This window comes from Pseudonocardia sp. DxW, from assembly GCF_058448985.1.
This window is the reverse complement of sequence record NZ_JBZFLK010000008.1, coordinates 72,477-95,145: the sequence shown is the minus strand read 5'-3', so window position 1 is coordinate 95,145 and position 22,669 is coordinate 72,477. Positions and strand designations below refer to the sequence as shown.

General features: G+C 70.9%; 26 protein-coding genes and 1 tRNA gene. 13 read left to right on the top strand and 14 right to left on the bottom strand.

Features of this window, described 5'->3' with window-relative positions; all coding sequences use genetic code 11:
* Positions 1 to 31 precede the first annotated feature (31 nt).
* The 3 genes from ACVJO7_RS14375 to ACVJO7_RS14365 are packed head-to-tail and all read right to left on the bottom strand — an operon-like array spanning position 32 to position 1,913.
* Positions 32 to 451: an arsenate reductase ArsC gene (locus ACVJO7_RS14375; protein WP_491673287.1), complete on the bottom strand. Its 420-nt coding sequence runs from the start codon at positions 449 to 451 to the stop codon at positions 32 to 34.
* Positions 448 to 1,530, bottom strand: a complete 1,083-nt coding sequence (arsB, locus tag ACVJO7_RS14370; RefSeq protein ID WP_491673286.1) for an ACR3 family arsenite efflux transporter — start codon at positions 1,528 to 1,530, stop codon at positions 448 to 450. The genes ACVJO7_RS14375 and arsB overlap by 4 nt, the downstream gene beginning before the upstream one ends.
* Entirely contained in the window at positions 1,527 to 1,913 is a 387-nt protein-coding gene (locus ACVJO7_RS14365; RefSeq protein ID WP_491673285.1) for an ArsR/SmtB family transcription factor, read from the bottom strand. The genes arsB and ACVJO7_RS14365 overlap by 4 nt, the downstream gene beginning before the upstream one ends.
* A gap of 72 nt (positions 1,914 to 1,985) precedes the next feature.
* On the opposite strand from ACVJO7_RS14365, the gene ACVJO7_RS14360 reads away from it, so the two are divergent.
* Positions 1,986 to 2,474, top strand: a complete 489-nt coding sequence (locus ACVJO7_RS14360) for an ArsI/CadI family heavy metal resistance metalloenzyme (protein ID WP_491673284.1) — start codon at positions 1,986 to 1,988, stop codon at positions 2,472 to 2,474.
* Between the two features lie 217 nt (positions 2,475 to 2,691).
* Here ACVJO7_RS14360 and ACVJO7_RS14355 read toward each other — a convergent pair whose 3' ends face one another.
* The 4 genes from ACVJO7_RS14355 to ACVJO7_RS14340 form a co-directional block, all read right to left on the bottom strand.
* Positions 2,692 to 3,642, bottom strand: a complete 951-nt coding sequence (locus tag ACVJO7_RS14355; protein ID WP_491673283.1) for a hypothetical protein — start codon at positions 3,640 to 3,642, stop codon at positions 2,692 to 2,694.
* A 193-nt stretch (positions 3,643 to 3,835) separates the two neighbouring features.
* Positions 3,836 to 4,540, bottom strand: coding sequence for a phosphotransferase (locus ACVJO7_RS14350; RefSeq protein WP_491673282.1), 705 nt, complete (start codon positions 4,538 to 4,540; stop codon positions 3,836 to 3,838).
* 113 nt (positions 4,541 to 4,653) lie between these two features.
* A complete protein-coding gene (locus tag ACVJO7_RS14345; protein WP_491673281.1) occupies positions 4,654 to 5,346 on the bottom strand; it encodes an HAD family hydrolase in 693 nt (230 codons plus the stop codon).
* The gene (locus tag ACVJO7_RS14340) at positions 5,343 to 6,212 is read right to left on the bottom strand and encodes a winged helix-turn-helix domain-containing protein (protein WP_491673280.1); all 870 of its coding nucleotides are present in this window, start codon (positions 6,210 to 6,212) and stop codon (positions 5,343 to 5,345) included. Before ACVJO7_RS14340 ends, ACVJO7_RS14345 begins: the two co-directional genes overlap by 4 nt.
* Before the next feature lie 144 nt (positions 6,213 to 6,356).
* Between ACVJO7_RS14340 and ACVJO7_RS14335 the strand changes: the two genes are divergently transcribed.
* The 11 genes from ACVJO7_RS14335 to ACVJO7_RS14285 all read left to right on the top strand — a co-directional run bounded on the left by ACVJO7_RS14335 (position 6,357) and on the right by ACVJO7_RS14285 (position 13,366).
* Positions 6,357 to 6,746 carry a hypothetical protein gene (locus ACVJO7_RS14335; protein ID WP_491673279.1) on the top strand — a complete coding sequence of 130 codons (390 nt, stop codon included), beginning with the start codon at positions 6,357 to 6,359 and terminating at the stop codon, positions 6,744 to 6,746.
* A complete protein-coding gene (locus ACVJO7_RS14330; protein WP_491673278.1) occupies positions 6,746 to 7,009 on the top strand; it encodes a hypothetical protein in 264 nt (87 codons plus the stop codon). Before ACVJO7_RS14335 ends, ACVJO7_RS14330 begins: the two co-directional genes overlap by 1 nt.
* A 292-nt stretch (positions 7,010 to 7,301) precedes the next feature.
* The gene (locus ACVJO7_RS14325) at positions 7,302 to 7,490 is read left to right on the top strand and encodes a hypothetical protein (protein WP_491673277.1); all 189 of its coding nucleotides are present in this window, start codon (positions 7,302 to 7,304) and stop codon (positions 7,488 to 7,490) included.
* A 4-nt stretch (positions 7,491 to 7,494) separates the two neighbouring features.
* Positions 7,495 to 7,842: a hypothetical protein gene (locus ACVJO7_RS14320; protein WP_491673276.1), complete on the top strand. Its 348-nt coding sequence runs from the start codon at positions 7,495 to 7,497 to the stop codon at positions 7,840 to 7,842.
* 3 nt (positions 7,843 to 7,845) lie between these two features.
* Positions 7,846 to 8,034 (top strand): hypothetical protein, encoded by a 189-nt coding sequence (locus tag ACVJO7_RS14315; protein ID WP_491673275.1) that lies wholly within the window; start codon positions 7,846 to 7,848, stop codon positions 8,032 to 8,034.
* A 130-nt stretch (positions 8,035 to 8,164) separates the two neighbouring features.
* Positions 8,165 to 9,592 (top strand): FtsK/SpoIIIE domain-containing protein, encoded by a 1,428-nt coding sequence (locus tag ACVJO7_RS14310; protein ID WP_491673274.1) that lies wholly within the window; start codon positions 8,165 to 8,167, stop codon positions 9,590 to 9,592.
* The gene (locus ACVJO7_RS14305) at positions 9,592 to 9,807 is read left to right on the top strand and encodes a hypothetical protein (RefSeq protein WP_491673273.1); all 216 of its coding nucleotides are present in this window, start codon (positions 9,592 to 9,594) and stop codon (positions 9,805 to 9,807) included. Before ACVJO7_RS14310 ends, ACVJO7_RS14305 begins: the two co-directional genes overlap by 1 nt.
* The gene (locus ACVJO7_RS14300) at positions 9,804 to 10,472 is read left to right on the top strand and encodes a hypothetical protein (RefSeq protein WP_491673272.1); all 669 of its coding nucleotides are present in this window, start codon (positions 9,804 to 9,806) and stop codon (positions 10,470 to 10,472) included. The genes ACVJO7_RS14305 and ACVJO7_RS14300 overlap by 4 nt, the downstream gene beginning before the upstream one ends.
* A gap of 85 nt (positions 10,473 to 10,557) precedes the next feature.
* A complete protein-coding gene (locus ACVJO7_RS14295) occupies positions 10,558 to 11,931 on the top strand; it encodes a replication initiator (protein WP_491673271.1) in 1,374 nt (457 codons plus the stop codon).
* Positions 11,928 to 12,134, top strand: coding sequence for a helix-turn-helix domain-containing protein (locus ACVJO7_RS14290; RefSeq protein WP_491673270.1), 207 nt, complete (start codon positions 11,928 to 11,930; stop codon positions 12,132 to 12,134). Before ACVJO7_RS14295 ends, ACVJO7_RS14290 begins: the two co-directional genes overlap by 4 nt.
* Positions 12,134 to 13,366 (top strand): tyrosine-type recombinase/integrase, encoded by a 1,233-nt coding sequence (locus ACVJO7_RS14285; RefSeq protein WP_491673269.1) that lies wholly within the window; start codon positions 12,134 to 12,136, stop codon positions 13,364 to 13,366. The genes ACVJO7_RS14290 and ACVJO7_RS14285 overlap by 1 nt, the downstream gene beginning before the upstream one ends.
* A 104-nt stretch (positions 13,367 to 13,470) precedes the next feature.
* Here ACVJO7_RS14285 and ACVJO7_RS14280 read toward each other — a convergent pair.
* Positions 13,471 to 13,547: transfer RNA gene (locus ACVJO7_RS14280), tRNA-Pro, on the bottom strand.
* Between the two features lie 38 nt (positions 13,548 to 13,585).
* Complete coding sequence (locus ACVJO7_RS14275; protein ID WP_491673268.1) at positions 13,586 to 14,536, bottom strand: metallophosphoesterase; 951 nt, start codon at positions 14,534 to 14,536, stop codon at positions 13,586 to 13,588.
* Between the two features lie 38 nt (positions 14,537 to 14,574).
* Between ACVJO7_RS14275 and ACVJO7_RS14270 the strand changes: the two genes are divergently transcribed.
* Positions 14,575 to 15,048, top strand: a complete 474-nt coding sequence (locus tag ACVJO7_RS14270) for a GatB/YqeY domain-containing protein (RefSeq protein ID WP_491673267.1) — start codon at positions 14,575 to 14,577, stop codon at positions 15,046 to 15,048.
* A 53-nt stretch (positions 15,049 to 15,101) separates the two neighbouring features.
* Here ACVJO7_RS14270 and topA read toward each other — a convergent pair whose 3' ends face one another.
* From topA to ACVJO7_RS14245, 5 genes are all read right to left on the bottom strand, one after another.
* On the bottom strand, positions 15,102 to 17,852 hold the full coding sequence (gene topA / locus ACVJO7_RS14265; protein ID WP_491673266.1) for a type I DNA topoisomerase: 2,751 nt from the start codon (positions 17,850 to 17,852) through the stop codon (positions 15,102 to 15,104).
* A 354-nt stretch (positions 17,853 to 18,206) separates the two neighbouring features.
* On the bottom strand, positions 18,207 to 18,803 hold the full coding sequence (locus ACVJO7_RS14260) for a hypothetical protein (RefSeq protein WP_491673265.1): 597 nt from the start codon (positions 18,801 to 18,803) through the stop codon (positions 18,207 to 18,209).
* A 55-nt stretch (positions 18,804 to 18,858) separates the two neighbouring features.
* Positions 18,859 to 19,461, bottom strand: coding sequence for a hypothetical protein (locus tag ACVJO7_RS14255; protein WP_344023280.1), 603 nt, complete (start codon positions 19,459 to 19,461; stop codon positions 18,859 to 18,861).
* Positions 19,462 to 19,544: 83 nt separating this feature from the next.
* Entirely contained in the window at positions 19,545 to 20,132 is a 588-nt protein-coding gene (locus tag ACVJO7_RS14250) for a hypothetical protein (protein WP_491673264.1), read from the bottom strand.
* A gap of 129 nt (positions 20,133 to 20,261) precedes the next feature.
* Complete coding sequence (locus tag ACVJO7_RS14245) at positions 20,262 to 22,562, bottom strand: sodium-translocating pyrophosphatase (protein ID WP_491673263.1); 2,301 nt, start codon at positions 22,560 to 22,562, stop codon at positions 20,262 to 20,264.
* Between the last annotated feature and the right edge of the window lie 107 nt (positions 22,563 to 22,669).

The window sequence follows — 22,669 nt, the reverse complement described above, 5'->3', positions numbered from 1 at the left end:
GGCCCGTAGCTGGATTTGCATCGGCCCGGCATCAGCTCCCTGCGCGCTCGGCGGGGATGATCTCAGCGAGCAGATCTTGGACCCGGCGGTCGATCTCGTCGCGGATGGGCCGAATCTCCTCAGGGGAACGTCCGGCGGGGTCATCGAGCTGCCAGTCCAGGTAGCGCTTGCCGGGAAAGATGGGGCAGGCGTCCCCGCAACCCATGGTGATCACGACGTCGGATGCCTGGACGGCGTCGGTGGTCAGCACCTTCGGGCGCGCTTGGTCGAGGTCGAGCCCGATCTCGGCCATCACCTCGCGCACGGCTGGGTTGATCGTGTCGGCGGGGGCGGACCCGGCGGAGCGGACGGTGACCGTGCCTCGGGCGTGGTGGTCGAGTAGCGCGGCGGCCATCTGAGAGCGGCCCGCATTGTGCACGCAAACGAACAGGACTTCCGGTGTGCCGGTCATGCGGGTTCCTTCCAGCGCCGGCGGACGGCTAGAGAGACATAGACGAGAGCGACCAGCACCGGGACCTCGATCAGCGGGCCGACCACTCCGGCGAGTGCCTGCCCGGAAGTGACACCGAACGTGGCGATGGCGACCGCGATGGCCAGCTCGAAGTTGTTGCCCGCTGCGGTGAACGCGAGCGTGGTGGCCCGGGCGTAGCCGAGTCCGATCGCCTTCCCGACCGCGAAGGACCCACCCCACATCAGTGTGAAATAGGCCAGCAGCGGAACCGCGATCCGGGCCACGTCGAGCGGCTGGGAGGTGATCGCCTGCCCCTGGAGTGCGAACAGGATGACGATGGTGAACAGCAGCCCGTAGAGAGCGAGCGGGCCGATGCGGGGCAGGAACCGTGACTCGTACCAGTCGCGTCCGCGGGTTCGTTCACCTACGTGCCGGGACAGATAGCCCGCCACCAGCGGGACGCCGAGGAACACCAGCACTGACCCGGCGATCTGCCACGGCGACACGTCGAGGTCGGCGGTTGGCAGCCCCAACCATCCGGGCAGCAGGTCGAGGTAGAACCAGCCCAGCGCGGCGAACGCGATCACTTGGAAGACCGAGTTCAGCGCCACCAGCACTGCGGCGGCGTCCCGGTCTCCGCAGGCCAAGTCGTTCCAGATGATGACCATCGCGATGCAGCGGGCGAGCCCGACGATGATCAGACCTGTCCGGTACTCGGGTAGGTCCGGCAGCAGCAGCCACGCGAGCGCGAACATCAGAGCAGGGCCGACTACCCAGTTCAGCACCAGCGAGGCGACGATCAGCCGCCGGTCCCCCATCACGGCGTCAACGCGGTCGTAGCGGACCTTCGCCAGCACCGGGTACATCATGATCAGCAACCCGACGGCGATCGGCAACGACACCCCCGACACCGACACCGCGTCCAGTGCGGGCCCCAGCTCGGGGATCAGACGCCCGGCCAGCAGTCCGGCCGCCATCGCGACCAGGATCCACACCGGTAGCAGTCGGTCCAGCGTGGACAAGCGGGCGGCAACCGGCGCCGTCTCCGAGTCGGTCCCGACGTCGGGGCGGCTGCTCACTGCGCCACCGCCGCGCCCTCCGGAGCACGGCCGGGGACCAGAACGGCCGAGAGGCGACCGAGCAGGTCCGGACGGACGCGGTAGTAGACCCAGGTGCCCCGCCGCTCGCCCGAGATCAATCCCGCTTCCCGTAGGACCTTCAGGTGATGGGAGATCGTCGCGCCGGTTAGGTCGAATACGTCGGTCAGGTCGCATACACACGCCTCACCGCCGGCGTGCGAGGCGATCAGCGACAGCAGGCGCAGCCGTACCGGATCTCCCAGCGCCTTGAACACCCGGGCCAGGTCGACCGACTGCTCGGCCGACAGCGGCTCGGCGACCAGCGGTGAGCAGCACGCGACCGCCTCGGTCAGGTCCACGACTATTCGATCCTGCTTCGACATGCGTCTAGCTTGACAGGCATCTAAGTAGCGGCGCAAGCTCTGGATCGACCGTCATCGAAACAAGGAGTGGTCATGCCACGAGTCCAGCTCGCGCTGCGCGTCGCCGACCTCGAAGGCTCGATCGCCTTCTACCGATCCCTGTTCGGCGTCGAGCCCGCCAAGCGTCGCCCTGGCTACGCGAACTTCGCCGTCACCGAGCCCTCGATCAAGCTCGTCCTGATCGAGGGCGAGGCCGATCAGCCCACTGTCATGGACCATCTCGGAGTTGAGGTCGAGACCACAGAGGAGGTCGACCAGGCCACCGAACGCCTCTCAGCTCTCGGCCTGTTCACCCAGACCGAGGACGACACGACCTGCTGCTACGCCCTGCAGGACAAGGTGTGGGTCCACGGTCCCGGCGCCGAGCCGTGGGAGATCTACACCGTCAAGGCCGATGCCCCCGAGGCCACCTCGATCCATCCCGTCGGAGTGTCGCCCCAGGCAGCCGGACATTGCGAGTGCGGGCAACCAGGCGCCGTCACCGGAGACGCCGAGGCCTGCTGCGCGACCGCTGCGAGCTGATCGGGCCTTCTAGCTGACCAGCCCGCCGCGCTCTGTGTGTGGCATCCCGTCGACCTGGCAACGCCCGACCGCGCGGTGCCCCAGGGGCGGCCCCTCGACGCAACCGCCGGCCGACCGCGCCCAGCTCCGCCCCTGGGGCACCGTGTGGTAGCCCCTCGGGAGGTCGATGGGATGCCACACCCCGGCCATCCCGGAGACCTGCCCGCCCGGCGAGGGCTCATTCTTGGCTCGTTGTTGCCGTGACCTGGGCTTCGCGAAGAGACTCCCGCGCCGACCAGTGGTCGAAGTCAAAGTCGTCGGCGCCGAACGCCAAAGCTGTATCCACGACGAATTTGAAACACCTTCGGAAAATCTCGTCGGTCACTTCCACGCCCGATCGATGGTTCACAATGTGATTCCCGCCCAGGGCTCGGGAAATCGTCGGCATATGTGCGTCGAAGTAGGCAAACTGTCGCATGTCTACACCTAGGGCAAGGCTTCGAACATACTCGTCTACGTTCGTAACCCACTCGTACAGCTTCTCGATGACCTTGCCCGACTTCTTGATGTCTGACTTGCTCGGCATGAAGCTCGGCTTTGTGCTGAACAGCGTCTTTCCCGGGCGCCAAGCTTTGCGCTTCTCGAAGTCTGATACCAGTTCATCGTAGGCCAACCTCAGTGCTTCAGTCGCCTCCTCTGGATTGGCAGGCCACTGCCGATCCGCCTCCGAGAGGTAGTCGCGAGCCTTGGCGCATCGCACGAACAGCAGCAGGCTGATGTCCTCCAGGGTCACGCCGAACACTTCCATGACGAGGCTGGTCGCGAATTCTTCCGCACGAATCAGATGCCGCTGGATGGTGGTATCGGCGGGTGAGTTTCCGTGATGCTTGAAGTTGATCCGTGCCTTATTGAGTGCGGCCATTGCCGAGCGATGTCCCAAGACTTCGGAGTTCGCGTCGAGCTTCGCCGTGACAGCGTCGAAGATGGCAAGAAAATCGGGATTATTCTTGACTGGCGCATGCAGGTGCTCCGCGGCGAGGGCGAGCATCGATTCCACTGCATCTTGCATCAGGTTGATGCTCAGGGAGCTCAGGGGCGGAGGGGTCTGAGCCTGTTCCCGAGCCATCGTCAGCTGGTAGCGAGCGACGCTCAACCACTCACTTTCAGACTCATTGATTCCCGCGCTCAAGCCAGCCTCCGAGTGTACGAGAGTGAATTGGGCGCGAACGATACTGGCAGTCGCGCACTGCGCGGGGACCGGCCGGAGGCCGCACGCCCCGCGCGGTGCTTGCGACTGCATCGACACAGCGCCACGCGGCGCCGCAGGCGCCGCCTTGACTACCGAGAAGAGAATCTAGACACAGCGCGCCCTGCCGCTGCGGTCAGACGGTGGCTGCGTCGGCCACTGTGACCCATGCGCTCGCTCGTTCTAGGTCGACTGCACTGGTCATGGCGATGCTTCGTGCCAGTGCGCGGGCGGTGTCGAGGTGGTCGTTGCTGAGTTTGAGGGCGAGTACGGCGATGTCGTAGGCGGCTTCGCTGTTCATCCCGCGTGGGTCGATGAACCACAGCCGGGAGGTGCCGTGCAGGACGTTGGGTGGTGAGAGGTCGGCGTGGCAGAGCCCTGTCACTGCGTCGGCGGCGAGCTGGTCGAGGACCTCGATCGCAGCATGGCGTACGGCGTCGGGTTCCGGGCCGCGGTGGGGTGGCTGGTCGTCGGCCGGCGGATGGGTGAGTCGGGCCCGTAGCCACGGGACGATGCTCGGCGCGGACGACGGTCCGTTCTCGCCGGACAGGGTGCGCAGCATTGCGGCGATTGCGGAGAGGTCCGACGGTCGCGGCTCTCGCTCGGCGAGCGACTGTCCGGGGCTGACGGCGTCCATCGCGGTCCACGTACTGGTCTCGGTGCGCCGCACGAGGTGGACGGCGGGTGCGAGATCGAGCCGCGCGAGCTGTTCGAGTACGGCGGCCTGGTGGACGGCGGCGGGGTCGGGGCTCGATCGGAGGATGAGCCGTGTGCCGGTCGGGGTGGCTGCGTCGAGGACGTGGGCGGATCTGGCCGGGAACGTCTGCCCGGTGGGCGTCACGCCGAGCGAGTCGCAGACCTGGGCCAGCTCGCGGGGCAGCGCGTCGATCCAGGCGCCGGCACGGTCGGGCCATCGGGTACGTGCGGCGTCGGCGACGGCAGGTCGGAGCGATGTCACGGGCGGAGTGCTGTGGCGATGGTGTGCATGTCGTCGACGACGACCAGGGCGTCTGCGTCGGCGAGTCCTTCGGCGCGCTCGGGTTTCTTGGCGTAGCCGATACACGGCACCCCCGCGGTAGCCCCGGCAAGGACGTCGGTGATCGAGTCCCCGACGAACACGGCGTCGGAGGGCGCGGTCCGGGCGATGTCGAGTGCGGCGTGCACCAGGTGCGGCTCGGGCTTCATCTGCTCGGGGTTGCCGAAGGGCCGGCCGATGATCTGCTCGACGTGGTCGGTCAGGTCGTGGCGTGCGAGGTAGGTGCGGATGGCTCGTTCAGAGTTGTTGCTGACGATCAGGACCCGGCGGCCGGTCGTCGCGGCCACGCGGATGAGCTCGTGGGCACCGGGGGTCGGTTCGGCGACGGCGGCGGCCCGGGTCTCGTGGGCGATCACGTGGGCTTCGACGTCGCGGCCGGCTTCGGGCGAGTGCCGGTAGGCGGCGCGGAGCAGGACGAGCGGGTCGTCGGTGCGGACCTCGGTGAGGTCGATGCCTCCGACGGTGGCGAACTGGCGGACCGCGGCGGCGACGTCGGGCGCCGGGTGACGGGCGAACAGGTGTGCCACGGGTCCGTCGAAGTCGAGCAGGATCACGCGGGCGCCGTGGAGCAGCTCGGCGAGCTGGGTGCGGGTACCGGCCGGGAAGGTCACTGCGGGTACTCCCGGGTGATCGAGTTCCAGACGGAGTCGAACCAGGTACGGGCTTGGGCGACGTACTGCGGGCCGTTGCTGGTGTCGGCGTCGTCTCCGGTGGAGAAGTGGAACAGGGTGGCGTCCTTGCCCATCGGGTCGAAGATCGGCACCGGGGCCTTGTCGATGGTGACGGTGTGTTCGAGGACGGGGTAGAAGCCGAAGAACGCCTCGTCGTCGTTGAGCAGGTAGAGCTTGAACAGCGGGGATGCGCTGTGCGCGCGCACCTCCGCAGCGACTGAGGTGACCAGGCCGAGATCGGCTAGCTCGCCGACGTTGTCGGTGATGCTGTCCACGGCCCGGCGGGTGATCCGGTCGGCGCGTCTGCGGACGGCGGGGTCGTCGGCGGCGGTGTCGGCGCGGCAGGGCAGCGCGAGAGGGACCCCGGGGTCGGACAGCATGACCCGGATCGCGATGGACTCCGGCGTGAGGCGCCCGGCGCGGACCTTGTCCAGGACCTCGGACAGGGTGTTCGCGAGGGTCTCGCCGGAGAACCCGGCGAAGTCGATCCGTACATGCGGACGCTCGAACGCGGCCTCGATGTGCGGGCGCAGCCCCACCGGCAGCTCGGTCTGGGCACGGACGAACACCCCGCTGCCCTGCCGGCTGATCAGCAGCCGCTCCGCGTAGAGCGGGCGCAACGCGGCCTTGACCGTCTCGCGGGCCACGCCGTAGCGCTCTGCCAGGTCCGGTTGCGAGGGCAGCTTCTCCCCCGCGCTGAGCTTGCCCAGCTTGATCGCGGCACGGATCTGGTTGGCGATCTGCTGCGACGGGGTCCGCGGATCGTCCGGGTCCAGGCGCGCGAGGAAGTCGGCGGGCGTGCTCATGCCCCAACGGTAACCGCTTGCTGACTAGCCCGGCTAGCCATCTTCGCCCGATGGGCTTGACATGGCTAGCCATGTGACCTCATTCTGATCTGGCTAGCCAAGCTGGCCAGGCGATCAGAGGGGATGACGATGAGGGATCTTCCGGTGGTGCTCGACGGCTACAAGCTCACGGTGGTGGAGCCGCCCGCACCCAAGACCCGCCAGGACGGCAACGGTGCGGAGGTGCCGGTGACCGATCGGGATGGGGTGATGCAGTTCGTGGTGTCGCTGTTCGCGAAGTTGCAGGTGGTGGCGGGTCAGCGGGCGCCGAAGGGTGAGGAGATCAAGGTGACCCTGACCGCGGACCCGGGGGAGGGGTTCCCGGAGGACGTGCGGGTGCAGCTGATCGACCCGAAGATCAACCCGTACTCGATCGAGTCGCCGGATGGGCGGACGGTGTCGGGGATCGCGTTCAAGGCGGCGGGGCTCAAGCACGCTCACCCTGCGCCGATGCCGGCGCGGCGCGGTAAGGACCACGAGGGTGGCGAGCAGTGATGGGCCGCCCGGAGTGGCTGCCGTCGTCGACGGTGACGGTCAACGTGCACGTGGTCGGGACGACCGCGTTCCTGGTGCGGCGCTACCCGGCCGAGGATCGGGTGACGGTGGAGGTGTCCGGCTCGGGTGGGTCGGTGGCGTTGTTCCTCGATCGGCCGGAGCTGTCCCGTCTGCGTGAGGTGCTGGCCGGGGCCGAGCGTGAGCTGACCGAGCAGCAGAACAGCATCAGCGGGGTCCGCGTCGACGCCGGCCCGGCGGCCTGACCCCGGCCGACACCCTTCTTTCTGGCCGGACCGGGTTCCGGCGGTTCTCAGTAAATGTGTGCAATTCCAAGATGGGGACACCTGTGTTTGTGATCAGGAGTGGATTCCGGATGGCGTGTGGCGAGTGCGGTGGGAGTCGTGCGTGCGACATGTGTGATGGCTACGGCGACTCGATCAGCGGCATCGAGTGTGGTGCGTGTGGCGGTTCGGGTGTCTGCCCGAACTGTTTCGGAGAAGGCGATATCGGCGACCGGGATCGGTCCGGTTCGGTGACCGGAGAAGAGGCGGCGACATGAGCACGACGATGAATGGCAAGCCCCGGGCGACGGCGGGGGTGGGGCGGTTGGTGCGGCGGTTGGAGATCGAACGCCGCCGCTGGGCACGCACCGAGGCACCGGTGGTGCCGACCGAGCAGGCGTGGCGAGCCGGGGTCGCCGAAGGACTGCGGCTGGCGCAGCAGGCCATCCGCAAGGGCGTGTGACCCGGTGATCAGCGTGGGTGCCCGGGACCGCATCAAGACCCTGCCCAGGGTGAATCGGCGGGCGCTGCGCAAGTACGGCGAGTTCTGGCGGGCCCTGCAGCTCGTCGGGGACGCCCTGGCCGAAGCCGACAAGCTCGCCGCACGAGCCCGGGACGCCGAGCGCCGCGGGGAACGCAAGTCCGCGAAGGGCGCGAGCGCGAAGGCCGGCGTCACGGCTCGGCATGCCTGGTCGCGGGTGTCGGGGGAGGAGATGAGTGCGGCGGCGAAGAAGGCGCACCGCTCCCTGCAGGTGATGTCGGCATCGGCGAAGAAGTGGGAGGCCGAACTCGTCTCCCGCGAATGGAGGAAATAGGCGATGTCGAAGGCTGTGGATCGGGTGGTGGAGGACATCGACGCCGCCATGCGTGAACTCAAACGGTCGCTGCATGGGATTCCGTATCGGACCGGTGGGTTCAAGAACACCCACGACAACCTCGCCCGCGACATCGCCGTGCTGACCGTCCACCTGGACGCATCCCGTGGCGTGCTGCGCGAACAGAAATGACCACCTGGGTGGTGGGGTGCCCGCCGACGACGATTCTTGGCGGAAACACACCGGCGGGCACCCCTGCTACCCGACACACATCTCGTGAGGACCGGTAACAATGACCAACCGTAGTAGCACTGCAACGCGTATGAACGGCCCGGCCCGTCACCACGCGGGACGCGCCACCCGTCCCCCGGGACGCGAGGTCCAGGCCGCCGCCTGGCTGGCACGCCATCCCGGGTTCGTCGCCGTCCCGCTCATCGTGCTCGGGCTGGCGCTGATGCTCGGGCCGCTGGTGGCCGGCGCGCTCCTCGGCGGCATGGCGCTGGCCGTGCTCGTCTGGGGCCGCGTGCACCCGGCCAGCTTCGACCGGTTCGCCGCCCCGGCACTGCGCTCGACGTGGCGGCGCTGGACGGTCTACCGCGGCCGCCGCTGGACACAGCTCATGGCCGACACCGGGCTGACCCGCGAGCACCGCCACACCGGCGAGGCACTCGTGCCCCGGGTGCTGCGGGTCCGCTCGTCCTCGCCGTCGATCGACACCGTCTACGTCCGCCTCGTGCGCGGCCAGGACGTCGCCTACTGGCAAGAGCGCTCGTCGGTGTTGTGGGAGGCGCTGATCGCGCACCGGGTCGCGATCACCCGCCACCGCCCCGGCGTGGTCGCGGTGGTGATCGAGTGGGAGCTGCCGTTCACCCGCACCATCCCGGCCCCCGACATCCCGGAGACGGTCGAGGACGTGGACCTGGGCGCGGTCGAGATCGGCGACAACGAGCGCGGCGAGCCGTTCACCGCACCGGTCATCGGCGGGCACCGGCTCGTGGCCGGCGCCTCCGGGGCGGGTAAGGGCTCGGTGCTGTGGTCGACGCTGCGCGGGGTCGGGCCCTGCATCCGCGACGGCCTCGTGCGGGTCTGGATGGTCGACCTCAAGGGCGGTGTCGAGACCGAGCAGGGCGCACCGCTGTTCCACCGCTACGCCACGTCGATGCCCGCCGCGCTCGAGCTGCTGACCGAGTTCCGCGACAGCATGCGCGACCGCCAGGACGACATGCGCGACCACAACATCCGCAAGTGTGCCCCGTCGCAGGACACGCCGGTGGAGCTGTTGGTCATCGACGAGATGGCGATGCTCACCGCCTACGGCGACCGCACGTCAGTCCGCGACGCGCTGCGACTGCTCGCCGAAGTCATGACCCAAGGGCGGGCGTCGCTGTTCACCGTGCAGGGCTACCTGCAGGAACCGTCCAAGGAGGTCCTCGACGTCCGGGAGCTGTTCACCCAGCGGATCTGCCTCGGCGTCACCGCCGCGAGCCACGTCGACATGGTCCTCGGCGAAGGTGCCCGCGAACGCGGAGCACTGGCCGACGAGATCCCCGGCGACGCCCGCCATGCCGGGATCGGATTCGTGATCGATAAGGGCTCCCGACTCCCGGTCCGGTTCCGGGCGGCGTTCGTCTCCGACGACGACATCGCCGAGCTGGTCCAGCGATGCACGCCGCCGCCGGACGCGGACGTGATCGACCTACACGACGACACCGACACCGACGGCGACGACACCGATCGGGGGGCGGCCTGATGGGCACGACCACCGCGTGGGTCCTGCGGACCTGGGCCAAGTGCACCCTGCTGCTCGCACTGATCGTCGGCGGGACCTGGCTCTACCTCGGGTCGGCCTCGGGGTGGTTCTGGGTCATCGTCGGCGGCGCAGTGGTCACCGAGTGGTACGTGATCCGTCAGCTCGGCCGGGAGTGGTCCTGGGAGGCCCGCGCCACCTGGTGGTGGTCGGCATGACCGGCCGCGCGGACACCGTGCAGGGCGCGCTGTTCGGCGACCCGATCACCGTCGAGACCGACGACCACGGCCCGGCCGCGACCCAGGACCCGCGTGAGGTCGCCCGCATCATCACGGCCGCGCAGGACCCCGGGTTCTTCGTGATCGAACGAACTGGACGCGTCCTACGGGCCGATTCCGCCCGGCCGGGCTGCGCCGACGCGATTGCCCGCCACGACGGGGACACCGTGGTCCAACTCCTCGACACCGGACACCTGAAACTGGGCGGCAGCCACCACGTCCACCACGCTGGCCACGAAGGACCGGCCCGCTCGGTCCTGGTGCCGCGGGCGACGCGGGACATGGTGTCGCGCTGGGAGCACCTGCGGCCGATCCCTCAGCCCGCACCGGTAGCAGAGCCGAAGAACCCGCCGCGGCGCTGCAGTGGGGTGATCGGGGTCGATGTCGTCGCCCCGGGCAAGGCCCTGGTCGTACTCGGCGACACCGACAAGGGCGGGACCGTGCTGCGCGACGCCGGCCGCTACCGCGTCGAGAACGACCACGGCGCCCTAGTCGGCCACGCGTCGAGCTACCGCGCCGCCGCCCGGCTCCTGGCGAGATACCACGGCTACACCCCGGGCCCGGTCGAGATCGAGCACGAACACCGCACCTACCCGTCCCGCTGAATCCAGCCCCGGCCCCGCCGTAGATGAGTCCAGCTCCCGGCGGGGCCGGCGCCACCCCACGACCACCTTCTCCGGGAGGGATGCCGTGAACACGGCCACCACCAGCACCCAGCACGACTCCGATCTGTCGCACCTGCTGCGCTCGCCCGGCTTCCAGGACTGGCGCCGCGAGGTCACCGCCCTCGGTGGCTGCGCTGTCCCCATCCACCTCACCGGGTCGTCGCGGATCCTCGACCGCGCCACCGGCACCGTCCTGGCCGAGCGGGAGGGCACCATCCTCGCCCCGTGCGGCAACCGCAGGGCGTCGGTGTGTCCGGCCTGTTCGGATCGCTACGCCTCCGACGCCTACCACCTCATCCGCTCCGGCATGACCGGCGGAAAAGGCGTCCCCGACACCGCCGCCACCCACCCGCGGGTGTTCGTGACGCTGACCGCTCCGTCGTTCGGGCCGGTGCACTCCCGCCGGGTCACCCCACGCGGCCTGACGGTCCCGTGCCGGTGCGGCGAGAAGCACCACCGCGACGACCCGCGCGTGGGCACCGCCCTCGACCCGGACTCGCACGACTACACCGGCGCCGTGTTGTGGCAGGCCCATGCCGGGAAGCTGTGGAACCGCTTCGCCATCCGGCTTCGACGCCTGCTCGCCCAGATGCTCGGGGTCCGGGTGCGTGACTTCCGCGAGCACGCCCGGCTCTCGTACGCCAAGGTCGCCGAGTACCAGCGCCGCGGCCTGGTCCACTTCCACGCCGTCGTCCGCCTCGACGGACCCGACGGCCCCACCACCACCCCACCGGCAGGCATCACCACCGACGGCCTCAACGCCGCCATCCGCGACGCTGCCCGCGACGTCTCCCTCGTCGTCGACCGCCCCGACGGCACGCCGCTGCTACTCGCCTGGGGCACTCAGGTCGACATCCGCCCCATCACGAGCACCACCGCCGCCGCGCTCGAGAACGACGACGGCGAGATCACCGACGCCGCCCTCGCCGTCTACGTCGCGAAGTACGCCACCAAGGGCACCGGCAAGAGTGAGGCGACCGACCGGCCGATCCGCGACATCGCCCACCTGCGCCACCTCGACATCACCGACCACCACCGGCGGCTGATCGAGACCGCCTGGGAGCTCGGCGGCATGGAGCAGTACGAGGAGCTGAAGCTGCGCCGGTGGGCGCACATGCTCGGCTTCCGCGGCCACTTCCTCACCAAGTCCCGCGCCTACTCGACCACATTCGGCGCCATCCGCGGCGAACGCCGCTCGTTCCGGCTCGGCGAGACCCTGGCCGGCCTCGGCACCCCCACCGATGCCGGGGCGGTGCTGGTGGTCAACGACTGGGCCGTGGTCCAGATCGGGCACCGCAACGACGCCGAGCGGGAGATCGCACTCGGCATCGCCGAACGACGACGCGAACAACGCCGCACCCGCCACCAGCCCAGCGCCGAGCCACGGAGGACGCCGTGACCGACACCGAGTCCCTGACCTACACCGTCGACCAGGTCGCCGCGCTGCTCGGCATCGCCCGCGGCGTCGCCTACGACTCCGTCCGCAACGGCGAGATCCCCGCGACCCGCATCGGCCGCCGCTGGCTGATCCCGCGCAAGCGGTTCCACGCCTGGCTCGACGGTGAGCCCGAGTCGACGACGAAGATCGGAGCCATGGCCTGATGGGCTTCATCGACAAGACCCCGGAGGGCCGGTACCGGGCGTACTTCCGCGACCCGTCGGGCAAGCAGCGGTCCAAGACCTTCCGGCTCAAGAAGGACGCGGCCACCTTTCTCGCCGAGATCGAGACCTCCAAGACCCGCGGTGCCTACGTGTCCCCGCACGCCGGGCGAATGACCTTCGCTACGCACGCCACCGAGTGGATGGCGACGTGGAACACCGAGATCACCACCGCAGCCCGGGACCGCTCGATCATGGGCACTCACGTGCTCCCGCGGTGGGGAGACGTGCCGCTGTCGAAGATCGATCACCTGGCGCTCCAGGCGTGGGTGAGCGACCTGGGTAAGCGCCGGTCCCGGGCGACGGTCGTCGAGGCGCTGAGGCTGGCGTCGGCGGTGCTGCGATCGGCCGTGCGGAACCGGCTGATCCCGTTCAACCCGGCCGACGACGTCCGCGTGCCTCGTGTCCGGACCCGCGACACCGACGAACGGATCATCAGCCGTCCGGACCTGCGGACCAGGCTGCTGCCGGTCGTCCCGGAGCGCTACCGCGGGATCGTCGCGACCGCCGCCGGGGCGGGGCTGCGCTGGGGTGAGGTCGCCGGCCTCCGGACCGATGCCCTGGACCTCGATGCGGCCCGGCTGTCGGTGATCCGGACCGTCGTGGAGGTCTCGGGAAGCACCTCGTTCAAGCCCTTCCCGAAGAGCCGCGCAGGACGCCGGACGGTGCCGCTGCCTGGCTGGCTGCTGCCGATCATCCGCGAACACCTGGACCGCTGGCCGACCGAACCCAACGCGCCGATCTTCGCCAACGAGGTCGGGGCGCCGCTGCTGCGTACCTCGTTCCGGTCCCGTGTCTGGCGGCCCTCGCTCGTCCGGGCCGGTCTGCTCGGTGCCGCCGTCCCACTCGACGACGGATGGCAGGCGCAGTGGACCGACACCGATGGCCGCAAGCACGTCGAGACCCTGCGGAGCGAACCCGCCGCCGTGCACCACGTCGCCCGCAACCAGGCCGGCGGCCTCCGCTTCCACGATCTGCGCCACTCGTACGCCACCTGGCTCGTCGACGACGGAGTCCCGCCCAACATGGTCCAGCGCGTCCTCGGCCACGAACACGCGTCGACGACGCTCGACCTCTACACCCGGCGGACCGACAACGCGGATCGCATCCTGCGAGCGCTCGATGACGATGAAGATCCGGACGACGGTGGGGGAGCGGCGCCCGCTCCGGTGTAGGCGGATGCTCCGGAAATGCTCCGGCAGCAACTCCGGACACGACGAAGGCCCTGGTCCGTGACTCTCGTGTGAGTCTCTGACCAGGGCCTTTGCTGGATACTGCGTGGTCGGGGTGACAGGATTTGAACCTGCGACCTCTTCGTCCCGAACGAAGCGCGCTACCAAGCTGCGCCACACCCCGAGCGGCTGTCACGGTCTTCCCGTGAGCCGTTGAGAACTCTACCCGACGCCTCCGGTGGCCTGCGCGGGGGTTCCCCTGCGCGCATCGGTGCTGGTCGGGCGGGGAACGAGGGTCAGCAGCGACGCCTCGGGCGGACACGCGAAGCGCACCGGTGCGTACGGCGAGGTGCCCAGTCCGGCGGACACGTGCAGCCGGGTGTGGCTGCCCCAGCGGCTCGTGCCGCGGGCCCGGGTTCGGTCGATCCCGCAGTTGGTGACGAGCGCGCCGTAGCCGGGCAGGCGCAGCTGCCCACCGTGCGTGTGTCCGGCGAGCACGAGGTCGTAGCCGTCGGCGGCGAACCCGTCGAGCACCCGCGGCTCGGGGGAGTGGGTGAGGCCGAGCCGCAGGTCGGCGTCCGGGTCGTGGCCCGCGATGCGCGGGTAGCGGTCCCGGTTGAGGTGCGGGTCGTCGACGCCGGCGATCCGGACGCTGCGGCCGTCCACCTCCAGCAGCTGACGGGTGTGGGTCGCGTCCACCCAGCCGTGCTCCCGGAACGCCGCCCGCAGGTCGGTCCACGGGAGCGGGGCGCCGTGGATCCGGCGGCCGCCGCTGCGCCGCAGGTAGCGGGCCGGGTTCTTCGGGGTGGGGCCGTAGTAGTCGTTGCTGCCGAACACGAAGGCGCCCGGGCGGTCGAGCAGGCCGCCCAGCGCGGTCAGCACGCCCGGGACGGCGTCCGGGTGCGCCAGGTTGTCCCCGGTGTCGATCACCAGGTCGGGTTCGAGCGCGGTCAGCGACGCGACCCAGCGGATCTTGCTGCGCTGGCCGGGCGTCAGGTGCAGGTCCGACAAGTGCAGGATCCGCAGGGGGCGGGCCCCCGGATCCAGCACTGGCAGCTCCACCCGGCGCAGCGTCCAGTGCCGCAGCTCGATACCGGCCGCGTAGCCGATACCGGCGGCCCCGGTGACGGCGGTGGCGGCGGCCAGACGGGCGATCGTGCCGGTGGTACTCACACCGGCCAGCGTACGTCGCAGGACTATCGTGGCGTCCCGTGAGCACTCTCAAGGAGCAGCTGCGGGCCGATCTGACCGCTGCCATGAAGGCCAGGGACGAGCTGGTCCGCACCACCCTGCGGTCGGTGCTGACCGCGATCGGGAACGCCGAGGTGGCGGGGGAGTCCGCGCGCGAGCTGACCGACGACGAGGTGCGCGGTGTCATCACCAAGGAGACCAAGCGGCGCGCCGAGTCGGCGGAGGCGTTCGCCGGCGCCGGGCGCGACGAGCAGGCGGCCCGGGAGCGCGCCGAGGGCGACGTCCTCGCCCGCTACCTGCCGACCCAGCTGGACGACGACGAGGTGGCCGAGCTGGCCCGCGCCGCCGTCGCGGAGGTGGCGGCCGAGACCGGTGAGCAGCCGGGCATGCGGCAGATGGGCCAGGTCATGAAGAAGGTCAACGCCGCCGCCGCGGGCCGCGCCGAGGGCGGCCGGGTCGCCGCCGCCGTCAAGAATGCCCTCTCCGCGGCCTGAGACCCCCCACCGGGCCCCGGGCGGATCCCGCCCGGGGCACCGGCGGCGGCGGGTCAGGTCGTCGGGCTCTTGGGGGTCCTGGACGTGGTGCCGGTCTTCTTCGCGGCGGTGCTGCGGGCCGTCGTCCCGCCGCTCTTCGACGCCGCGGCCGTCCTGCGGGCGGCCGGCTTCTTCTTTGCCGGGGCCTTGGCCCGGCGCTCGGCGAGCAGCTCCGAGGCCCGCTCGTCGGTGATCTCCTCGACCGAGTCGCCCTTGCGGAGGCTGGCGTTGGTCTCGCCGTCGGTGACGTACGGCCCGAACCGGCCGTCCTTGATCACCATCTTCTTCTTGGTCGACGGGTCCTCGCCGAGCTCGCGCAGCGGCGGCGCGGCGGCCGCCCGGCCCCGCTGCTTGGGCTGCGCGTAGATCTTCAGCGCCTCGTCCAGGGTCACCGTGAACAGCTGTTCCTCGTCGCCCAGCGAGCGGGAGTCGGTGCCCTTCTTCAGGTACGGCCCGTACCGGCCGTTCTGCGCGGTGATCTCGTCCCCGGACTCCGGGTCCTTGCCGACGACGCGGGGCAGGGACAGCAGCTTCAGCGCGTCCTCCAGCGTCACCGTGTCCACCGACATCGACTTGAACAGCGACCCGGTGCGCGGCTTCGGCTTCGCCGGCTTCTTCTTCGCGCCCTCCGGCACCTCCGGCTCGGGCAGCAGCTCGGTGACGTACGGGCCGAACCGGCCCTCCTTCGCCACGATCTCGTGCCCGGTCACCGGGTCGGTGCCCAGCTTGCGGCCCTCCTGCGGCACCGAGAACAGCTTCTCGGCGACCTCCTCGGACAGCTCGTCGGGCGGCAGGTCGTCGGGCAGGTTCGCGCGCTGCGACTCGCCGTCGACGATCCGTTCCAGGTACGGGCCGTAGCGGCCGACCCGGACGACGACCTCGCGGTCCTCGGCGTCGGTGAACATCTTGATCGAGTTCACCGTGCGGGCGTCGATCTCCTCCAGGTTCGACCCGACCAGCTTCTTCAGCCCGCCGGCCCGCTGGATCGAGCCCTCGCCGCCGTCCGGCGCGCCGAAGTAGAACTTCGACAGCCAGTCGGTCCGCGAGTCGGAGCCGGACGCGATGGAGTCCAGGTCGTCCTCCATCGCGGCGGTGAAGTCGTAGTCGACGAGCTGGCCGAAGTGCGCCTCCATCAGCCCGACGACGGCGAACGCCACCCACGACGGGACGAGCGCGGAGCCCTTCTTCCAGACGTAGCCGCGGTCCAGGATCGTCTTGATGATCGACGCGTAGGTCGACGGGCGGCCGATGCCCAGCTCCTCCAGCGCCTTCACCAGCGCCGGCTCGGAGTAGCGGGACGGCGGGTTGGTGGAGTGGCCGTCCGGGGTCAGCTCGTCGGCGGTCAGCGCCTGGCCCTCGGTGAGCTCCGGCAGCCGGGACTCGGCGTCGTCGGCGGCGGCGCCGGAGCCCTCCTCGACCGTCTCGACGTAGGCCTTGAGGAACCCGGCGAAGGTGATCGTCCGGCCGGACGCGGCGAACACGACGTCCTCGCCGGTCCCGGCGGTGCCGGCGATCCGGACGCTGACCGTGGTGCCGCGGGCGTCGGTCATCTGGGACGCGATCGTGCGCTGCCAGATCAGCTCGTAGAGCCGGAAGTCGTCGCCGTCGACCTCGCGGGCGATCGCGCCCGGGGTGCGGAACGACTCGCCGGCCGGCCGGATCGCCTCGTGGGCCTCCTGCGCGTTCTTCACCTTGCGGGTGTACTGGCGCGGCTTGTCGGCGACGTAGGCGTCGCCGTAGAGCTCGCGGGCCTGCGCGCGGGCCGCCTCGATCGCGGAGCTCGACAGCGTGGTCGAGTCCGTCCGCATGTAGGTGATGTAGCCGTTCTCGTAGAGCCGCTGCGCGCTGCGCATCGTGCGCTCCGAGGAGAACCGCAGCTTGCGGCCCGCCTCCTGCTGCAACGTCGAGGTCATGAACGGCGCGTACGGCTTGCGGGTGTAGGGCTTCGACTCCACCGAGGAGACGGCGAGATCGCGCCCCTGCAGCGACTCCGCGAGCCGGCGGGCGCCCGCCTCGTCGAGGACGACGACGTCGGAGCCGGACTTCAGCCGGCCGTCCGACCCGAAGTCACGGCCGGTCGCCACCCGGGAGCCGTCGACCTGGACCAGCCGGGAGCCGAAGGTGCGCGGGGTCGCCTCGGCGCCCGCGTTCATCGTCGCGGCGATGTCCCAGTAGTCGGCCGAGCGGAACGCGATCCGCTCGCGCTCCCGCTGCACGATCAGCCGGGTCGCCACCGACTGCACTCGGCCCGCCGACAGCTTCGGCATGACCTTCTTCCACAGCACGGGGGAGACCTCGTAGCCGTAGAGCCGGTCCAGGATGCGGCGGGTCTCCTGGGCGTCGACCAGGTGCTGGTCGAGCTCACGGGTGTTCTCCGCGGCCGCCCGGATCGCCGACTCGGTGATCTCGTGGAACACCATCCGGCGGACCGGGACCTTCGGCTTGAGCGTCTCCAGCAGGTGCCAGGCGATGGCCTCGCCCTCGCGGTCGGGGTCCGTCGCGAGCAGCAGCTCGTCCACCGACTTCAGCGCCTCGCGCAGCTCGGAGACGGTGCTCCGCTTCTCCGGCGTGACGATGTAGAGCGGGCTGAACTGGTTGTCGACGTCGACCCCGAGGCGGGCCCAGGACTCGCCCTTGTACTTGGCGGGCACGTCGGCGGCACCGCGCGGCAGGTCCCGGATGTGGCCGACCGAGGACTCCACGATGTAGTCGTCACCCAGGTACGGCTGGATCTTCCGCGCCTTGGTCGGCGACTCGACGATCACCAGGCGACGGACCGGGCGTCCGGATGCGGACCGCGTCGACGTGGGCTTGCGCGTGCTTCCACCCGCCGCGCGCGTCGAACCGGTCTTGCCCTCTGTGCCTGTAGCGGCTGCCACGTGGTCCTACCTCATCTCCTCGGCCGCGTCACGCCTGTCTGCGACGCCTGTGCCGTGCCGGCTCCGCAGTGTGCTCCCCCCGCGCACCCCGTCATGGCCGGAGCGTGTCGGAGTGATCGCGCTGAGCATCGTTCTGCGGTCGACGATCGCACGATCTCACACCGTCGCCATCCCGTGCCGTGGGTTCCACCACCGGGGCCGGGCGAGCCGACAGCCTATCCCCAGCCGGGGTTCGGCAGGTCAGGCGGCCGGTCGACCGTGGTGTCGCGGCCAGTCCGACGCTCCCAGAACGTTCGGCGCCGGACCCACCAGTTCGACCAACCGGGCCATCCGCCGGGCTCCGTGCAGGCGCAACGCCGGGCCGGGTGCCCCGTGTTCCCCGGCGGCCAGCCGCGCCGGTGGCAATCCGGCCCGGGTGGCGGCCGCGATCAGCGGGCCGTGCGTCCACGGCGCCTGCGCGTCGAGCAGGAGCAGGTGCCCGCCGCGCAGGTCGGCGACGCCCGCGGCGAGCACCCACAGCCGCAGCGCCGCGCCGTCGAGCTGGAAGTCCGCGGGGACCTGCTTGCGCCCGTCGGGGCACCACAGGCGCGCGAGCGGGGCCAGGTCCCGGCGGAACGCGCTGCGCAGGCCGGACGCGCCGGGGGCCAGGGTGACCCCGCGGGCCGCGCTCAGTGCGGTGAGCGCGCCGGCCCGGCCGTCGAACGGCAGCGGCACGTCGAACCGGGCGGTGTCCCCGGCGCCGAACCGCTCGATCCGGCCCGGCCCGCAGAGCAGCCCGGCCAGGTCGGCCAGCCCGGCCGGCCGGGCCTCCGCGGAGAACAGCGACAACTGCGGCACCGGGCCATCATAGAACGCATGTTCGAGCCTGCCCAAGCGCGGCGCGCCGGGCGGCTCAGCTCGGGGCGGTCAGCGCGTCCAGCTCGCCGCACCGCGGCGCCTCGGCGATGGCCTTGTCCAGCCGTGGCGTGGCCCCCAGCTGGTCGAGGCCCTCGGCCGCGCCGATCGTGCGCAGCTTCTCCTCGGCCGCCTGCAACCGCTCCTGGAAGCCGGGGACGTCGTTCGGGTCGGCCTGGTCGACGTCGGCCCGCGCCTCGTCGATCGTGGTGCCGGTCCGGTTCAGCAGGTCCTCGATCGAGGTGCGGAACTGGTCGCCGCCGCTGACCGGGGACGCACCGGCGTCAGCCAGCTGCTGCTTCCCGGTGTCGATGCCGGTCCGGACGTTGCCCAGGTAGCCGGACAGCCGGTCCTTGATGCCGGGCAGGTCGGCGCCCGCGTAGTCGGGCCGGGCGCTCAGCGGCTGGTAGTAGGACAGCAGCGCCCCGCACACCTGGTCGCCCCAGGCGACCGGATCGGCGCCGACGCCCTCGGTGGGCCGCGGCGCGGGGTCCGGTGCCGCCGTGCCGGTGACGGTGGTGCTGCATCCGCCGAGCAGGGCGGCGGCGACCAGGGCGGGGAGCAGGACCCGGGCGGCTCGTGCCGGGCGGGGGGTGGCCATCGTCGGGCTCCAGGGTCGAGGGCCCGCGGGGGAGCGGGCCCGGAGATGACGGTCGGGTGACGACGGTAGGACGCGGTGCCGGATCAGCCGCCGCCGCCCTCCGCACTTGACCCGTTCGGGTCAACGACTGCTGGGCCGTCCGGCGCAGCAGCGCGGGCGGCGTCGGACAACCGGGTGAGCTCGCCGCAGGCCGCGGAGGCACGGAAGGTCACCGCGATCTCCGGGTTGCCGGTCACCTGGTCCAGCGGGCCGGTGGTGCTGCCGAGCCGGGCCAGCGGCTCCAGCGCGCCGGGCAGGTCCCGTTCGACGGCGTCCGGATCGGCCGGGTCCAGTGCGTCCACCCTGGCCTTCGCGCCGGAGAACGCCGAGCGCACCTCGCCGAGCCCGCCCTGCAGGTTCGCGGCGAGCGTGTCGCCGCCGTCGACCGGGGCGGGGCCGAGCCGGTCCAGGTCGCCCAGGGTGCGGTCGAGGGCCTCGGTGGTCCGGCCCAGGTAGTCGCCGACGGCCTGCTGCGGCTCGCCCGCCGTCGGGCCCTCGACGGCGGTCTGCATGAACGGCAGCACGGCCGCGCACATCCGGTCGGTCCACTCCTGCGGGCCGGGCCCGGCGGCGCCGCAGCCGGCGAGCAGGGCGACGGCCAGCACGGCACCCGAGACCGGGCCTGCACGCATGGTTCCTCCACCCCGGATCGTCCGGATCCGCCGAATCCGGAGCGAGACTAGCTCCGTGCGGTGACGACACACGGCGGCCGCCCGCCCCGATGGGACGAGCGGCCGCCGTGGTCCTACGGGAGGCTGTCGCTATCCGACCGAGCTCTCGGCCGGGGTGTCGGTGATCGCCGAGGTGCGGCGCTTGGACACCACGATCGCCGCCACGATGATCGCCACCGCGGCCAGCGCGATGACGATCCGGATCGCCGGGTTGGCGTCCGGCGTCGACAGCACGACGACCGCCGGGGCGATCAGCACCGCGACCAGGTTCATGACCTTGATCAGCGGGTTGATGGCCGGGCCCGCGGTGTCCTTGAACGGGTCGCCGACGGTGTCGCCGATGACCGTCGCCTCGTGCGCCGGGGAGCCCTTGCCGCCGTGGTTGCCGTCCTCGACGAGCTTCTTGGCGTTGTCCCAGGCCCCGCCCGAGTTCGCCAGGAAGATCGCCATCAGCACGCCGGAGGCGATCGCACCGGCCAGGTAGCCGGCCAGCGGGCCGACGCCGAGGCCGAAGCCGACCGCGATCGGCGCGAGGATCGCCAGCAGGCCGGGGGTGGCCAGCTCACGCAGCGAGTCCCGGGTGCAGATGTCCACCACGCGGCCGTACTCCGGGCGCTCGGTGCCGTCCATGATCCCGGGCCGGGTCCTGAACTGGCGGCGCACCTCGTAGACGACCGCGCCGGCGGCGCGGGTCACGGCGTTGACCGCCAGGCCGGAGAACATGAACACGACCGCGGCGCCGATCATGACGCCGACCAGGGTGTTCGGGCTGAACACCTCGTAGGCGAACGCGGTGCCGGCGTCCTCCAGGGCGACCCCGGCCTGGCCGAGCGCCTGGTTGATGGCGTCCCGGTAGGAGCCGAACAGCGCCGTCGCGGCGAGGACCGCGGTGGCGATCGCGATGCCCTTGGTGATCGCCTTGGTGGTGTTCCCGACGGCGTCGAGCTCGGTGAGGATCTCGACGCCCTCGCCCTCCACGTCGCCGGACATCTCGGCGATGCCCTGCGCGTTGTCCGAGACCGGGCCGAAGGTGTCCATCGCGACGATGACGCCGACGGTGGTCAGCAGCCCGGTGCCGGCCAGCGCGACCGCGAACAGCGAGACCACGATCGAACCGGACAGCAGGAACGCGCCGTAGACGGCGGCGCCGATGACGAGCGCGGTGTAGACGGCGGACTCGAAGCCGATCGAGATCCCGGACAGGATCACGGTCGCCGGGCCGGTCAGCGAGGACTCGCCGACGTCCTTGACCGGACGGTCCTCGGTGCCGGTGTAGTACCCGGTCAGCTTGAGGATCACGACGGCGAGCACGATGCCGATCAGGACCGCGACCGAGGCGATCAGGCGCGGGTCGCCGACCAGGCCGGCGACGTCGCTGTCGGTCGGGTTGGTGAGGCCGTCGAAGGTCGAGGGCAGGTAGACGTACGCCGCGATGATCGACAGCGCACCGGCGAACACGGCCGAGAGGTAGAAGGCGCGGTTGATCGCGCGCAGCGTGTTCTCGCCCTCGCGGGCCTTGGTCAGGTAGACGCCCAGGATCGCGGTGATCACACCGATCGCCGGGACGATCAGCGGGAACAGCAGGCCCTGCAGGCCGAACGCGGCGGTGCCCAGGATCAGCGCGGCGACCAGCGTCACCGCGTAGGACTCGAACAGGTCGGCGGCCATGCCGGCGCAGTCGCCGACGTTGTCGCCCACGTTGTCGGCGATCGTCGCGGCGTTGCGCGGGTCGTCCTCCGGGATGCCCTGCTCGACCTTGCCGACGAGGTCGGCACCGACGTCGGCGGCCTTGGTGAAGATGCCGCCGCCGACCCGCATGAACATCGCCAGCAGGGCGGCGCCGAAGCCGAAGCCCTCCAGCACCCGCGGTGCCTGGCCGGCGTAGACCATGACGACGATCGCGGCACCGAACAGGCCGAGGCCGACCGTGAACATGCCGACGACGCCGCCGGTGCGGAACGCGATGCGGGTCGCCTTCTCGCGGCCGTTCTCCTCACGGGCCGCGGCCGCGACCCGGATGTTGGCGCGCGTGGCGAGCCACATGCCCAGATAGCCGATGATCGCGGAGAAGACCGCGCCGACCACGAAGAAGATCGATCGGCCGATGCGTTCACCGAGGTCCTCGGCGGGGAGCGCGAAGAGCAGCACGAACACGATCGCGGCGAACACCGCAAGGGTGCGGAACTGGCGGTTGAGGTACGCCGTGGCGCCTTCCTGGACCGCTCGGCCGATCTCCTGCATCTTCGGGGTGCCCTCGCCGTGGGCGAGGACCTCCTTGAGCAGCAGACCGCCGACGGCCAGGGCGACGAGGGCGACCACCGCGACCACACCGACGACGGTGAGGTCTCCCGCACCGAGCTCGAGGCCCTGGGCGAGGGTGGACTCGGACATCCGTCCTCCTGGTTCAGCAAGATCCGACCAGGTCGGCCGCGACGGCGGTCCGGCGCGCGGATGACCGCGCCGGTCCGGCCGACGACGGCGTCACTGGCGTCGACTGG

Excerpts from the sequence above, each read along its gene's own strand:
- ACVJO7_RS14375 (WP_491673287.1), bottom strand. The coding sequence starts at position 451 with ATGACCGGCACACCGGAAGTCCTGTTCGTTTGCGTGCACAATGCGGGC.
- ACVJO7_RS14365 (WP_491673285.1), bottom strand. The coding sequence starts at position 1,913 with ATGTCGAAGCAGGATCGAATAGTCGTGGACCTGACCGAGGCGGTCGCG.
- ACVJO7_RS14360 (WP_491673284.1), top strand. The coding sequence starts at position 1,986 with ATGCCACGAGTCCAGCTCGCGCTGCGCGTCGCCGACCTCGAAGGCTCG.
- ACVJO7_RS14340 (WP_491673280.1), bottom strand. The coding sequence starts at position 6,212 with ATGAGCACGCCCGCCGACTTCCTCGCGCGCCTGGACCCGGACGATCCG.
- ACVJO7_RS14330 (WP_491673278.1), top strand. The coding sequence starts at position 6,746 with ATGGGCCGCCCGGAGTGGCTGCCGTCGTCGACGGTGACGGTCAACGTG.
- ACVJO7_RS14325 (WP_491673277.1), top strand. The coding sequence starts at position 7,302 with ATGAGCACGACGATGAATGGCAAGCCCCGGGCGACGGCGGGGGTGGGG.
- ACVJO7_RS14315 (WP_491673275.1), top strand. The coding sequence starts at position 7,846 with ATGTCGAAGGCTGTGGATCGGGTGGTGGAGGACATCGACGCCGCCATG.
- ACVJO7_RS14310 (WP_491673274.1), top strand. The coding sequence starts at position 8,165 with ATGAACGGCCCGGCCCGTCACCACGCGGGACGCGCCACCCGTCCCCCG.
- ACVJO7_RS14305 (WP_491673273.1), top strand. The coding sequence starts at position 9,592 with ATGGGCACGACCACCGCGTGGGTCCTGCGGACCTGGGCCAAGTGCACC.
- ACVJO7_RS14300 (WP_491673272.1), top strand. The coding sequence starts at position 9,804 with ATGACCGGCCGCGCGGACACCGTGCAGGGCGCGCTGTTCGGCGACCCG.
- ACVJO7_RS14285 (WP_491673269.1), top strand. The coding sequence starts at position 12,134 with ATGGGCTTCATCGACAAGACCCCGGAGGGCCGGTACCGGGCGTACTTC.
- ACVJO7_RS14255 (WP_344023280.1), bottom strand. The coding sequence starts at position 19,461 with ATGGCCACCCCCCGCCCGGCACGAGCCGCCCGGGTCCTGCTCCCCGCC.
- ACVJO7_RS14250 (WP_491673264.1), bottom strand. The coding sequence starts at position 20,132 with ATGCGTGCAGGCCCGGTCTCGGGTGCCGTGCTGGCCGTCGCCCTGCTC.
- ACVJO7_RS14245 (WP_491673263.1), bottom strand. The coding sequence starts at position 22,562 with ATGTCCGAGTCCACCCTCGCCCAGGGCCTCGAGCTCGGTGCGGGAGAC.